Here is a 12,594-nt window from a genome sequence, read left to right on the forward strand (position 1 = left end):
CGGCACCACTACCGGACCACTGAGCTCAGGACGTACGGGCATGACCCACCCCCATTATCGGGTTCGGCGGAAGTGCCCCGACGGTAGGTCCGTACGAATCCGGCTCACAAGATGCCCGATGGGCTATGCCCAACAAGGCGGTCACCTGCAGTGGTCCCTCGCCCCAGGGCGCTCAGAGGACCGCGCGGGCCTTCTCGTGGAACTCGGCGGCGCGGTCGATCAGCACCGGGATCGGCCGGGCCGGCTTCGGGCCGATGTCGGCGGCCGCCAGCCGGTAGCGGCCGGTGCAGGGGACGGCGCGGCAGTGACCGGCATTATATTTACGAACGGTCGGTCGGATTGTAGGTTCGGGGCATGACCCAGGACGGCCGGCTCATCCGTGGCGAGCGCACCCGCAGCGCGGTGCTCGAGCAGGCGCTCGTGCTGGCCACCGTCTCCGGCCTCGACGGCCTGTCACTGAGCCAGGTCGCCGACGCGCTCGGCGTCAGCAAGTCCGGCCTCTTCGCCCACTGGCGGTCCAAGGAGGCGCTCCAGCTCGCCGTCATCGACCAGGCCCGCGCCCAGTGGCGTGACCGGGTCGTCCGGCCCGCCCTGGAGGTCCCGCCCGGAGTCCGGCGGCTGTGGGCCGTGCATGATCGGCGGATCGCGTTCTACGAGGCCAGGGTGCTGCCCGGTGGCTGCTTCTTCGCCAACGCCCACTTCGAGTTCAACGCCCGGCCCGGTGTCATCCGGGACCGCCTCGCCGGCGAGCTCACCGCCTGGATGACCTTCCTGACCGGCCTGGCCGGTGAGGCGGCCGGCCTCGGCGAGCTGCGGCCCGGCGTCGACCCGGCCGGACTCGCCTACCACGTCGAGTCGCTCGGGGTCTGCGCCGTGATGCAGGCCCCGGTCGCCGGCGCCGCACCCACCTACGCCCAGGCCCGCCGGCAGCTCCTCGAGCACCTGCGCGCCGTCACCATCGACCCGACGATCCTGGAGCAGACATGACCACCGTGACCGAGACCGGCACCGCCTTCGGGGCCGTCGAGCACACCGCGGTCCACTTCGACGACCTCGACGCCATGGGCATCCTGCACAACTCGCGGTACGCGGTCCTGGTCGAGCGGGCCGTCTCCCAGTGGTGGGCCGACCGGGGCGTCTCCTTCACCGGCGGCCGCCCCACCACGCCGGACGCCTTCAACGCCGTCCGGGAGTACGCGATCATCTTCCACCGCCCGGTCGCCAGCGTCGGTGACATCGCCGTCCACTTCTGGCTCGACCGGCTCGGCGGCTCCAGCGCCTCCTACGGCTTCCGGGTGACCTCGCTGGACGGGGAGGTCGTCTACGCCGAGGGCCGCCGCGTCAACATCCGCCTCGACCCGGCCACCATGCGCCCGGTCCCGTGGACCGACCACGCCCGCACCCTGGCCACCGCCCTGATCCGCTGATCACCCCGGCTGGTCCTCCGGGCTGTCTCGGGGCCGTTGAGACAGCCCGGAGGACCAGCCGGTGACGGTCCGGTCACGCCCGGCGGGCGCGCCGCGGCCTGGACGGAAGTCCCAGGCCGCGGCTCTGTGCGTACAGGAAATTGGGGTCAAATGCGGTCTGCGGCGATCAGCAGGTAGTGGAAGCTGCCCTCCTGGTAGGCGGTCAGGAAGGCCTCCTCGATGCCGGTCGCGACCGACGACCGCGCGCGCAGCTGCCAGTAGGGGATGGTCGCGGCGGTGAGATCGACGACCTCGATCGGGACCAGGCCGTTGTCGGCCAGCGCGCGGAAGTAGGCGCTGCGCGGATGGATGTCGCACGTGTAGTGCTCGTTGATCCGGCTGACCGCTTTCGATCGCAGCCCGGTCACGTCGTTGGCGCATCCGGTGATGCAGACGTAGCGGCCGCCGAAGCCCAGCACCCGCGCGAACTCCCGGTACAGGTCGCCGAGATCGACATACATGGTCGTCTCGTTCGTCCAGATCGCCTGGCGGGAACCGGACGGCAGCCGCGTGTCCAGCATGTTCCGGAAATGGAAGCGGACCCGCTCGGCGATGCCCCGCCGCGCCGCCTGGTCGTTGGCGAACCCCACCTGGTACTCGGAGATCGACAGTCCGTCCACCTCGCACCCGAACCGCTGGTGCGCCATGATGCTGGTGCCGCCGCGACCGGAACCGGCGTCGAGGATCAGCTCGTCCGGCCCTACCGGCCCGAGATGATCGAGCAGCAGGTCGGCCTGTGCGCTCTCCAGCCGGTGCAGTTCGCCGATGATCCGCTGCTCAGGGCCCTTCAGCACGGACGGGTCGTACGGTCCGACGCCGTAGTGATGGTGGTAGAGGTCGTCCACCTCGCCCAGCCGCAGGTTGACCGGATCGTTCCGGTGGGTGTTCCAGTACGCGGCCACCGACTTCTCGAAATCGGTCCGCAGGATCGTGCTCGTCATCATCAACTCCTCTGATAGCGGCCGGTCGTGGCGTGCCAGCGGCGGCTGCCGCCGGTCCAGGCCCAGATGTCGGCGAGGAACCGCCGCAGGTTCGGCGATCCGGTGACGCTGAGCTGGGCGGCCAGTTCGACGAAGGTGTGCATCAACTCGTTGTGGATCTCGACGGTCCGCCGCATCGCGTCCTTCGGCGTGAGGCTCTCGGCCTGCGCCAGCACCTTCGGCAGGTTGTAGTCGTTGTCCGATTCCGACGGCGCGGAGTGGATGTCGTTGACGAGGACCGCGGCGTTGGCGGCCGTCGTGTAGGCGCGGCGCACCTCCGGGTGGTAGAACTCGTGCGCGGACAGCTCGTACCCGGCCAGCACGTCGACCAGGATCATCGGCGGCAGATAGCTGTTGAGATGCCGCTGCACCAGGTACTCCCAGACCGGGGGAGTGCGCCGGTTGGCGTGCCAGTCCGCCTCCTGGCACCAGGCCAGGAACAGGATCGCCATCTGATGCTGGAACCGGCCGATCTGTGCCGTGGAGGCGTACCGGGCCAGGTGTTCCATCGCCGTGCGGAAGGCCTCCGAGATCGGTTGCAGCCGGTGGTAGGCGTCCATGTCGGCGGCGTAGCGCGGCACCATCGCCGCCGGGTCGACCACCGACATGAGCCGGGCCAGCCGCGAGCCGACCACCATCGGATCCGACCCCAGCTCCACCTCGTCGACGTAGTAGTCGTCCGCCGCCCACTCGGCCACCAGGCACTTCGTGGCGGCGAGCAGCCGGTCCGGATCGTCGACGGCCGGGTGGGCGAGCATCATGTAGCGGCCGAAGCCGTACGACCGCAGCTTCTCCAGCCGGCCCTGGTAGATCCCGACCTCGCCGGCCCAGGCGATCAGACCGTCGTCGACCATGTTGCCCAGGGCCGGATCGTCGCGCAGCGCGTCCGGGCAGAACAGCTCACCCTCCGGCAACGGCTTGACCAGCGGGCCCAGGAAGGCCGCCGACATGCCGAGGCCGGGCAGGAGCCTGCGCAGATCCCCGGGCGGCGCCAGGGTCGCCGCCATCAGTGCGACAGCTCGACGTGGTCGAGGATGCCCAGCGCGTCCGGCACCAGCACGGCGGCCGAGTAGTACGCGCTGACCAGGTACGACATGATCGCCTTCTCGTCGATCCCCATGAACCGTACGTTGAGGCCGGGCTGGTACTCGTCCGGCAGCCCGGTCTGGTGCAGCCCGATGACACCCTGGTCCTGTTCGCCGGTCCGCATCGCCAGGATCGACGTGGTGTGCGTGGGGCTGATCGGGATCTTGCTGGACGGCAGGATCGGCACCCCGCGCCAGGACGGGAGGGTGTGCCCGTCCATCTCCACGGTCGGCGGGTAGATGCCCCGCTTCGTGCACTCCCGGCCGAACGCCGCGATCGCCTGCGGATGGGCCAGGAAGAGCCGGGTGCTGCGCCGCATGGCGAGCAGTTCGTCCAGGTCGTCCGGGGTGGGCGGGCCGCTGCGGGTGTGGATGCGCTGGCGCAGGTCGGCGTTGTGCAGCAGACCGAACTCGCGGTTGTTGACCAGCTCGTACTCCTGCCGCTCCCGGAGCGCCTCCACGGTCAGCCGCAACTGCTGTTCCACCTGGTCCATCGGGTCGTTGAAGAGGTCCGCGACCCGGGTGTGGATCTTGAGGACGGTCTGGGCCACGCTCAGCTCGTACTCGCGGGGGCGCAGTTCGTAGTCGACGTACGTGCCGGCCAGCGTCGGCTCGCCGTCGTGCCCGGCCGCCAACTTGATCTCGGCCTCACCGTACTTGTTCTGCGGCCGCCGGGTCGTGTCCCGGAACCCGTCCACGTGGCGCCGCAACGTCTCGCTGGTCGCCGTCAGCTCGGCGAACGCCGACCGCGGCAGCGCCAGGATGGTCACCGCGGTCATCGCCTTCGCGGTGTACGCCCAGATCGGGTCGGCCTCGATCAGCACCCGCTCGCCGAACACCTCCCCGTCGGCCATCACACCCAGGCTCAGCGGGTCGCCGTAGGCGCCGACCCCCACCTTGATGACCTTGCCGTGCGCGATCAGGTACATGTTGTCGGCCACCGACCCGAACTCGACGATCACCTGCCCCGGCTCGTACTCCTGCTGCTCGAACCGGCCCGCGATCGCGTTCAGCAGCTCCATGTCGTCGATCCCGGCGAGCACCGCGATCTCCCGCAGCTCGTCCGGAACCACCTGCACCGTCGACCCGGTGTTGATGAAGGTGAGCCGCCCGTCGCCGATCCGGTAGGTCATCCGGCGGTTCACCCGGTAGGCGCCACCTTTCACCTCCGTCCACGGCAGCTTGCGCAGCAGCCACCGTGAGGTGATCTCCTGCATCTGCGGGACCGACTTGGTGGTGTTGGTCAGATTCCGGGCCGCCGTGGTGCTCAGGCTCTGCTGGTACCGCTGATCCTTTTCCTCACGCGTTTTCGCCGACTTCACAGAACTGGTCACGGTGAACGCCCCGTTTCATCCGGATGTAGGGTGACATGCTGGTTCTATCCCAGTCATCCGGTGATTTGTCAGGGTTCTCGCATTCTGCCCGGCAAGCTGGATCAGCCGAGGAAGCCGTCCACCAGCTCACGGAAGGTTACCGGCTCCTCCACCCACGGGCGGTGACCGGAAGCCGGCATCACCTCGAGACGGGCACCCGGATGGGCGGCCGCCACCGTCCGGGCCGGGGCGACGCCGATCATGCCGTCCGAGGCGCCCGCCACCACCAGCACCGGGGCGCTCACCGGGGACGGGCAGGCCGCCTCGGCGCCCGCGTAGAACGCGTCACGCAGCCACGGCAGCGACGTCGAATGGCCCGCCACGTACTCGTGGCGGCGCTCCGGCGCCCACCGGTGCCAGTGGAACGGGATGAGCCGGGCCTGCAGGAACGGGCCCTGACCGCCGGCCGCCACCTCGCGGGCGGCGGCCGCGGCCTGCGGATACCACGGTTCGGCGCTGCGGGTGGCACGGACCGCGGCCACGTCGGCGAGGTCGATGTCCCGGCCGGTACGTCCCACCGGCGTCACCAGGACCAGCCGGCGCACCCGCCCGGGATGGCGGGCCGCGTACTCCTGGGCGGTCAGCGAACCCGCCGAATGCGCCAGCAGGTCGAGCCGGTCCAGCCCCAGATGCTCACGCAGCGCCTCGACATCGCCCGCCTGCCGGACGAACGACACCGTCGACCGGTCCGCCGGCACCTCGGAACGGCCCGCCGCGCGCCCGTCCAGCCGGATCAACCGCCGGCCGGCCGCGAGACCACCGAGGTCACCCAGGTAGCGCACGTCCATACCGGGGCCACCGCCCAGCACCACCAGCGGATCGCCCGTACCGAGGACGTCGTAGAACAGGCGGACACCGTCAGGGGCGGAGAAGTGCGGCACCCGGAGATCGTGCCACGCCGATTGAATCCGCCGCGATCGGGAAAATCACCTGTCGTGACCTGGCTCGAATTCGCACTGCTGCACGCCGACGAACCCTGCACGGTCCGGGTGGAGACGCCCGGCAGCGGGACGGTCCCGGTGGGCCCCTGCGTCATCGCGCACCGGGAGACCGGCACCACCGTCCTGTGCCCGCCGGACACCGAGGCCCCGCCCGGCACCCGGTTCATCCTGCCCGAGGGGGAGACCGTCGAGGTCGTCGGCGCCCACCACCTGGACCCGGCCGGCACCCGGCTGCCCGAGCACCGCCAGTTCGACGTCGTGCGGTAGACAAACTCTCAACCTCCGGCCGGAGCCGCCGATTGATCCGGACATGTGGAGGCTGGCCGGTGCCGTCGTGGGCGTTTATGCGACCGTCTGCGTCCTGTCCGACCTCGGCTCCGGTATCAGCGACCACCCGGTGGGCGGGGTGCTGCTCATCGCCAGCTACCTGATCCCCGGCCTGCTCGTCGCCGCCCGCGCGCGCCGTGACGACCCGGCCTGGGCGTTCCTGTCGGCCGGCATGCTCGCCTACGGGGCCGGCAACCTCTACTGGTTCCTCCGGGTCCGCGACATGACGCCGGAACCGATGGCGACCTGGGCCGACGCGCTGTGGCTGGCCTTCTATCCGGCCTGCGCGGCCGCCCTCGCCCTCCTGCTGCGCCGGCGGCTGCCCCGGGTCGGCGCCACCGCCTGGCTGGACGGGCTGATCGCCGCGACCGCGGTGGCCGCCCTGGTCTCCCTGCCGGTGCTGGCCGCCGTCGAACCGGCTCCGCACTCCTCCACGCTCGGCGTCGTCGTGAACGCCGCCTACCCGCTGTCCGACATCGCCGTCACCGGCTGCCTGCTCGGCGGGTGGGCGCTGTGCGGCTGGCGCGCCGACCGGGTCCTCGGGCTGCTGATCGCCGGGATGGGCCTGTTCGCCGCCGCCGACGCGGTCAGCATGATGCTGCTCTGGCAGGGCGTCGAGATGCCCCGAACGCTGGACCTGCTGTGGATCGCCGGACTGTTCCTGCTCGCCGTGGCCGCCCGGCAGCCGTCCGGCCGGCGCGAGACCGGGCAGCCGAACATCTGGCTCAGCACCGCCGTACCCGCCGGTCTGGCCTTTCTGTCCCTCGGTCTTCTGATCTTCGCGGCGCTCAGCGAGCGGTCCGTCACGACGGTCACCAGCCTGCTCGCCGCGACCGCGGTGACCGCCGCGATCATCCGGATGATCGCCAGCGTCCGCACCGCCGAACAACTCGGCGCGGCCCGGCGGTTGGCCCGCACCGACGAGCTGACCGGCCTCGCCAACCGGCGCCACTTCATCGAAAGCCTCGACCGGGCACTGGCCGCCACCGACGGGCCGCTCGCCGTGGCCTTCCTCGACCTGGACCGGTTCAAGGAGGTCAACGACAGCTTCGGCCACGACGTCGGGGACAGCCTGCTGCGGCTGGTCGGCGCCCGGCTGCGCGACGCGGTCCGCGACCCGGTCCTGCTGGCCCGGCTCGGCGGCGACGAGTTCGCGCTGCTCATGCCCGGCATGGGCCGCGACGACGCGGCCGCCGTGGTGAACCGGCTGCTGAGCACCCTGCGGAAGCCGTTCCTGCTGCCCGAGGTGGACCTGCACGTCGACTCCAGCGTCGGCATCGCGGTCCACCCCGACGACGGCGCCGACCGCTCCACCCTGCTGCGCCGCGCCGACGTGGCCATGTACGCCGCCAAACACGGGCACGGCGGCCCGGTCTTCGCCACCGGCCTCGACGACCACGCCCGCGCCCGCCTCACCACGCTCGAGGAACTGCGCGCCGGCCTGGACCGCGACGAACTGGTCCTGCACTACCAGCCCAAGGTCACCGTCGGCCCCGAACGCCGGGTCGTCGGCGTGGAGGCACTGGTCCGCTGGCAGCACCCGGTCCGCGGGCTGGTCTACCCGGACGCGTTCCTGCCCACCGCGGAGAGTGCCGACCTGATGGGCCGCATCACCGGGGCGGTGCTCGACCTCGCCTGCCGGCAGAGCCGCGCCTGGCACGATCAGGGCCTCGACGTACCGGTCGCGGTCAACCTGTCGGTCTCCAACCTGCGCGACCCCGCCTTCCCCGACCAGGTCGCCGCGCTGCTGGAGCGCTACCGGCTACCCGCCTCGGCACTCGAGCTGGAGGTCACCGAGAGCGTCCTGATGACCGACGCCGACAACGCCCTCAAGCGGCTCGGCATGCTGCGCGACATGGGCGTACGCCTGGCCGTCGACGACTACGGCACCGGCTACTCCAGCCTCGGCTACCTCCAGGTGCTGCCGGCCGACGACCTGAAACTGGACCGCGCCTTCGTGAGCCGCTGCGGCACCGACCCGCGCAGCGCCGCCATCGTGCACAGCACCGTCCAGCTGGCCCACAGCCTCGGCATGCGCATCGTGGCCGAGGGCGTCGAGGACGACGAGATCCTCGACCGGCTGCGCGAGTACGGCTGCGACTACGCCCAGGGGTACGGCATCGCCCGCCCCCAGAACGCCGCCACCACCACCGCCTGGCTGGCTCAGTCGTCCGCGGTCAGCCCGGGAACGGGCCGCAGCGCCGTGCCGAACCTCCTGTAGTTCGCCTTCACCCCGTCGTCCAGGTCGATCTCCGGCGGCCGGGCGGCCAGCGCCTCCTCGTGAGCGCCCGTCCGGGCGAGCACCGCGGCCACCGTCGACGGCCGGTAGCGGTGCAGGTAGATCAGCGCCCCCTTCGGGCCGGCGAACAGCCAGTACACCGGCCGCCTGCGATACCGCCGGACATGATCGGCGTAGAACGACCGCCCGAGATAGCCGCGCAGATCCCGAACACCCAGCGTGGCGGTGACGAACCGCAGATTCTCCTCGACGTTCTCGCCGCCGAACACCACCCGCAGGAACTCACGGAACCGGTCGTCGATCTCGTCGGCGGTGAGCACGTTCTCCACCACCGGCCGGTACGACGGCCGCGGCACCCGCGCCAGGAAGTCGTCGAGGGTCGCGCCCTGATCGCCGAGGATCAGACCGGGCACATCCAGGCTGTACCGGCCGAACATGCAACCGACCGCGTACGAGACCAGGTCGGCGACCCGCTCCCGCGCGTACCTCGACCGCTGCTCGGCCTCCGACAAGCCGGCGCCGAATCGGAAGGCCGGATTGCCGGACAGGGTGACCCGCTCCAACGGCACCCCGGCGTCCTCACCGTCCAGCCCGTACGCCGCGGCCACCGCCACGTTCACCCGGGTCTCCAGCGCCCGCGCCCGCCCGGCCGCCGCCACGTCCCGTGCGAACGCCGCACCGACTGCCTCACCGACCCGTCCCGGACCGCGCGCGATCAGGTCCAGTGTGGTGAAACCCCAGGACGTCTCGCGGGCGTCCCAGTCGGCCCGGTGCAGTTCCACCAGCTCCCGGACATCCGCCAGCACGCGGTCCGGCACGTCGGCGACCGGCAGCCGGGCCAGCGTGCCGACCTCGAAGTTCAGCGTCGGTGAGGTGGCTGCCAGCATGTCCCGGGCGACCGTGGAGTTGCAGACCGCCGCCAGCCGCAGCAGCTCCCGCTCGGCCGCGAAGATCGACGTGCCGGCCACGTCGAACACGAACCCGGGCGGATACCAGCGGAACGCCGGCGGCCCGGTGCCGACCTTCGACCAGGACAGCGACGGCCGGAAGTAGTAGGCCGTGTTCTGCGCCCGCGACCGGGGCCGCCCGTGCTCGGCGCCGAACGACCGGATCTCCGCGCCGTCGTCGCGCCAGTTGACCACGAACTCCTGGTTGCCGTACCAGCGCCGGAAGTCACCACCCTTGTTGTACGGAAACCAGGTGCGCCCCGACGCGGCCGCTTCCACACGCGACATCCCGAAACCGGTCCGGTCCGCGCTCACCTCGTGCCACAGCCGTACGAAACGGCCGTTGTCGGCGGTCGCCAACCCCTGCCGCGGTTCGCCCGTCGCGGACAGCGGCCGGCCCACCGCGAAGGCGCGCAGCATCGGCTCCGGAAGCCAGTACGCGATCGGTGCCCCCGGCACCCGCCCCAACCGCCCGGCCGTCGCCGCGAACACCGTCCGCCGACCGGCCACCGCCTCCCGGAACGCGGTACTCATCGCCGCCTCGCCGCGCTCCTCGACAAGCCGGACGAACCCACCCACGAGATCCGGCTGTGCCACATTGGCCAGCACGAACGCCGTCGTGGCGACCACCTCTCCGGGAATCGCGTCGAATGCCCGGGCACCCAGGTGCGCCATCGTCACGATCGCCCGGTCCCGCAGCAGATTCGTCCGCAGCGCCGCGTACGACCGCAGGAACATCCACGACTGCATGGTGATCATCGCGATGAACGCCCGGGGCACCGCCAGATCCACGCACCGTTCCACGAACATCGCGCACAGGCCGGTCTTCGAGTCCGGGTACTCCCGGCGGGCGAACGCCGACAGCACCCCGTCCATGTTGCCGTGACCCATGTACGGCGGGTTCGCCACCACCACGTGATAGCGCGACGACAGCACCTCCGCCTGCTCCCGCACCCGCTCCACCCGCCACCGTACGTCCGGATCCGGCACGGAACCCGGATCCGGCACGGAACCCGGCCGCACCAGCGATCCCAGCGTCCCGGCGTCCCGGAACGCGTTCCAGAACGCCGCGTTCCCGCCCAGCGACGCCACCTCGGCCGGCGTGAACGACACCGGCTCCAGCACGTGGATTCGCGGTGTGACCGGCCCGGCGAAGCCCCGCGCCCGCGCCTTCATGGTCAGCGCGAACACGGCCAGCGCACCGGCCGCCGGATCGATCTCCACGCCGACCAGGTTGTGCGCCAGGATCAGCCCGGGGATCTCCGCCGACGCATACCCCTCCTCCTCGTAGATCGCGTGCAGGAGATCGAACGCGTACGTCAGAAGGTGCCCCGAACCGCAGGCCGGATCGATCAGCCGGATCTCCTCCGGGCCGGTGACCTTGGCGTACGACGACGGCTCCCCGGCCGGGAGCGGCAGCAGGAACGGCATCCGCGCGGCCAGAGCCGACGACGGCCGATTCAGCAGCCACAACCGGCCCAACGAGTTCTCCACCAGGTACCGCGCGATCCAGTCCGGTGTGAACAGTTGGGTCGCCGCCGGGATCTCCGCGGCACCCGCCTTCCGGTTCCGGGTGAACCCCGCGAACACCTCGTCCTTCTGCCCGGCCGTGAAGAACTGGTAAAGCCAGCCGACCACCTCCACGTCCCGGCACACCTCGGCCGTGAGTACCTCAGCGACCCGCACCCGAACCAGGTCCGGCGCCTCGGCTCCGTCATCCGACGGGATGTCCACTCCGTTGACGTCGGCGAACCGCCGCGCCACGGCCCACATGAAACAGGCACGGGCCGCGGGCTCGGCCACACCCCCGTCCAGCAGGACACCACGCGCCCAGACCGCGAGACCCCGCAGCCGAACGACGTCGGTCACCGGGCCCCGTTCACTTCGCCCCAGGCCGGCATGGCGTGCAGGACACCGCTCAGACTGTGGCCGCGAGCGGTCAGCTCGTACACCACCCGGGGTGGCACCTCGGCGAACACCGTACGGGTGAGGACGCCCTGATGCTCCAGCGCCCGCAGGCGGTCGGTCAGCGTCTTGGCGCTCGGGGCGCCCAGGGCCGCCCGCAGCTCGGTGAACCGCTTCGGCCCGGCCAGCAGCTCCCGCACCACCAGGGTGGCCCACTTGCCGTCCAGCACCCGCAACGTCCGCTCCACCCCGCACCCCGGGCAGGCCGGCTCCTCCGTCAGCTGTTTCAGCTGCTCAGCGCCGATGGTTCCCATTCGGAAACGATATAACTTTCTGGGTACCGCTTCCGATCGGGACCTGGCGTCGTGGCATGACCGCGACCACCGTCGGCCTGCACGGCGCCACCGGAACCCAGGGCCGCGCCATCCACCGCCGGCTGCTCGCCGCCGGGGATCACCGCCGCCTGCGCCCACCCGGCCCCGCCGCCGGACCCGGCCCTGATCGTGTCCGGCGCCACCACGGCCCGCGCCTGGGCGGCCCGACAGTCCTGGGACGACTGACCGCCGCGCGCTGGGCGACCCAACGGTCCACAGAGCGACTGACCGCCGCGCGCCTGGGCGGCCCAAAGGCCTGGAGCGATTGACCGCCGGTCCGTCAGATTCTGATGTGGCTGTCGTATACCTGCTGCTGGACGTGTCCGGATCCACCGTGCGGCACGGCTTCCATCAACGGGCCGCCCAGGCGCTGCCGGCCGTCGTCGACCGCATCGAACGGGTCCGCGGCGACCAGGCCTGGCTCGGCATGGTGACCTACGCCGACCAGGCCGCCCTGCTGATCCCGCTGACCCGGGTCACCGGGCTGCACCACCTGCCGGTACCGCGCCCCGGCGGCTTCAGCTCGCTGGCCGCCGGGCTGCGGATGCTCGTCGGCTGTACCGCCCACGACACCGACCAGCTCGCCGCCGACGGCTTCGCCACGCCACGCCCGATCGTCGTGATCATCGCCGACGGGCTGCCCACCGACCGGGACACCGACGTCCTGGCCGCCCGCGCCGCTCTCGACGCCGACGTGCACGCCCTGCTCCCCGGCCACGTTCCGGCCCTCGCCGCCGCGGGTCTCCGCGCGACCGTCCACCACCACGGCCCCGAACACCTGCCCGACCTGGTCGAAACCCTTCTCTGACCCCCTTTCCGGTACGCCCACGCGCCCCGCCTCGCGCAGAAGCGAATCGACCACCGCGATCTTGGACGATTGACCACCGCGTCCGGTGGCAAGACGTCCAAGATCGCCAAGGTGCACAAGCGGGCGCGGAGCCGCGCGTCCGGCGTGCC

Annotated in this window: 12 protein-coding genes; 6 read left to right on the forward strand and 6 right to left on the reverse strand. The window is 71.4% G+C overall.

Annotated features, from left to right (window positions below):
* The first annotated feature begins 354 nt into the window (after window positions 1-354).
* Window positions 355-987 carry a TetR/AcrR family transcriptional regulator gene (locus KZ829_RS22085; RefSeq protein WP_220145827.1) on the forward strand — a complete coding sequence of 211 codons (633 nt, stop codon included), beginning with the start codon at window positions 355-357 and terminating at the stop codon, window positions 985-987.
* Window positions 984-1,427 carry an acyl-CoA thioesterase gene (locus KZ829_RS22090; protein ID WP_220145828.1) on the forward strand — a complete coding sequence of 148 codons (444 nt, stop codon included), beginning with the start codon at window positions 984-986 and terminating at the stop codon, window positions 1,425-1,427. The genes KZ829_RS22085 and KZ829_RS22090 overlap by 4 nt, the downstream gene beginning before the upstream one ends.
* Window positions 1,428-1,573: 146 nt before the next feature.
* Here the strand turns inward: KZ829_RS22090 and KZ829_RS22095 are convergent, their stop codons facing one another.
* From KZ829_RS22095 to KZ829_RS22110, 4 genes are all read right to left on the reverse strand, one after another.
* On the reverse strand, window positions 1,574-2,407 hold the full coding sequence (locus KZ829_RS22095; RefSeq protein WP_220145829.1) for a geranyl diphosphate 2-C-methyltransferase: 834 nt from the start codon (window positions 2,405-2,407) through the stop codon (window positions 1,574-1,576).
* Between the two features lie 2 nt (window positions 2,408-2,409).
* Window positions 2,410-3,453: a family 2 encapsulin nanocompartment cargo protein terpene cyclase gene (locus KZ829_RS22100; protein ID WP_246636044.1), complete on the reverse strand. Its 1,044-nt coding sequence runs from the start codon at window positions 3,451-3,453 to the stop codon at window positions 2,410-2,412.
* Window positions 3,453-4,865, reverse strand: coding sequence for a family 2B encapsulin nanocompartment shell protein (locus KZ829_RS22105; RefSeq protein ID WP_308285613.1), 1,413 nt, complete (start codon window positions 4,863-4,865; stop codon window positions 3,453-3,455). The genes KZ829_RS22100 and KZ829_RS22105 overlap by 1 nt, the downstream gene beginning before the upstream one ends.
* 101 nt (window positions 4,866-4,966) lie before the next feature.
* Entirely contained in the window at window positions 4,967-5,785 is an 819-nt protein-coding gene (locus KZ829_RS22110) for an alpha/beta fold hydrolase (protein ID WP_220145830.1), read from the reverse strand.
* Window positions 5,786-5,839: 54 nt separating this feature from the next.
* On the opposite strand from KZ829_RS22110, the gene KZ829_RS22115 reads away from it, so the two are divergent.
* Window positions 5,840-6,112: a hypothetical protein gene (locus KZ829_RS22115; RefSeq protein WP_220145831.1), complete on the forward strand. Its 273-nt coding sequence runs from the start codon at window positions 5,840-5,842 to the stop codon at window positions 6,110-6,112.
* A gap of 67 nt (window positions 6,113-6,179) precedes the next feature.
* Window positions 6,180-8,393, forward strand: a complete 2,214-nt coding sequence (locus KZ829_RS44605) for a putative bifunctional diguanylate cyclase/phosphodiesterase (protein ID WP_220145832.1) — start codon at window positions 6,180-6,182, stop codon at window positions 8,391-8,393.
* On the opposite strand, the gene pglX is transcribed toward KZ829_RS44605, so the two are convergent.
* Together pglX and KZ829_RS22130 are read right to left on the reverse strand one after the other, a co-directional pair.
* Window positions 8,336-11,227, reverse strand: a complete 2,892-nt coding sequence (pglX, locus tag KZ829_RS22125) for a BREX-1 system adenine-specific DNA-methyltransferase PglX (RefSeq protein ID WP_220145833.1) — start codon at window positions 11,225-11,227, stop codon at window positions 8,336-8,338. The two genes, KZ829_RS44605 and pglX, sit on opposite strands and share 58 nt — an antisense overlap.
* Window positions 11,224-11,577 carry a winged helix-turn-helix transcriptional regulator gene (locus KZ829_RS22130; RefSeq protein WP_220145834.1) on the reverse strand — a complete coding sequence of 118 codons (354 nt, stop codon included), beginning with the start codon at window positions 11,575-11,577 and terminating at the stop codon, window positions 11,224-11,226. The genes pglX and KZ829_RS22130 overlap by 4 nt, the downstream gene beginning before the upstream one ends.
* Before the next feature lie 56 nt (window positions 11,578-11,633).
* Between KZ829_RS22130 and KZ829_RS22135 the strand changes: the two genes are divergently transcribed.
* Both KZ829_RS22135 and KZ829_RS22140 read left to right on the forward strand, forming a co-directional pair.
* Complete coding sequence (locus KZ829_RS22135; protein ID WP_220145835.1) at window positions 11,634-11,906, forward strand: hypothetical protein; 273 nt, start codon at window positions 11,634-11,636, stop codon at window positions 11,904-11,906.
* A gap of 23 nt (window positions 11,907-11,929) precedes the next feature.
* Window positions 11,930-12,445, forward strand: coding sequence for a vWA domain-containing protein (locus KZ829_RS22140; protein WP_220145836.1), 516 nt, complete (start codon window positions 11,930-11,932; stop codon window positions 12,443-12,445).
* The last annotated feature ends 149 nt before the right edge of the window (window positions 12,446-12,594 follow it).

This window comes from Actinoplanes hulinensis (assembly GCF_019429605.1).
GTDB classification, from domain to species: domain Bacteria; phylum Actinomycetota; class Actinomycetes; order Mycobacteriales; family Micromonosporaceae; genus Actinoplanes; species Actinoplanes campanulatus.

Bases quoted from the DNA above. Each gene is read 5' to 3' on its own strand.
- KZ829_RS22085 (WP_220145827.1), top strand. From the start codon at position 355: ATGACCCAGGACGGCCGGCTCATCCGTGGCGAGCGCACCCGCAGCGCG.
- KZ829_RS22090 (WP_220145828.1), top strand. From the start codon at position 984: ATGACCACCGTGACCGAGACCGGCACCGCCTTCGGGGCCGTCGAGCAC.
- KZ829_RS22095 (WP_220145829.1), bottom strand. From the start codon at position 2,407: ATGACGAGCACGATCCTGCGGACCGATTTCGAGAAGTCGGTGGCCGCG.
- KZ829_RS22100 (WP_246636044.1), bottom strand. From the start codon at position 3,453: ATGGCGGCGACCCTGGCGCCGCCCGGGGATCTGCGCAGGCTCCTGCCC.
- KZ829_RS22130 (WP_220145834.1), bottom strand. From the start codon at position 11,577: ATGGGAACCATCGGCGCTGAGCAGCTGAAACAGCTGACGGAGGAGCCG.
- KZ829_RS22135 (WP_220145835.1), top strand. From the start codon at position 11,634: ATGACCGCGACCACCGTCGGCCTGCACGGCGCCACCGGAACCCAGGGC.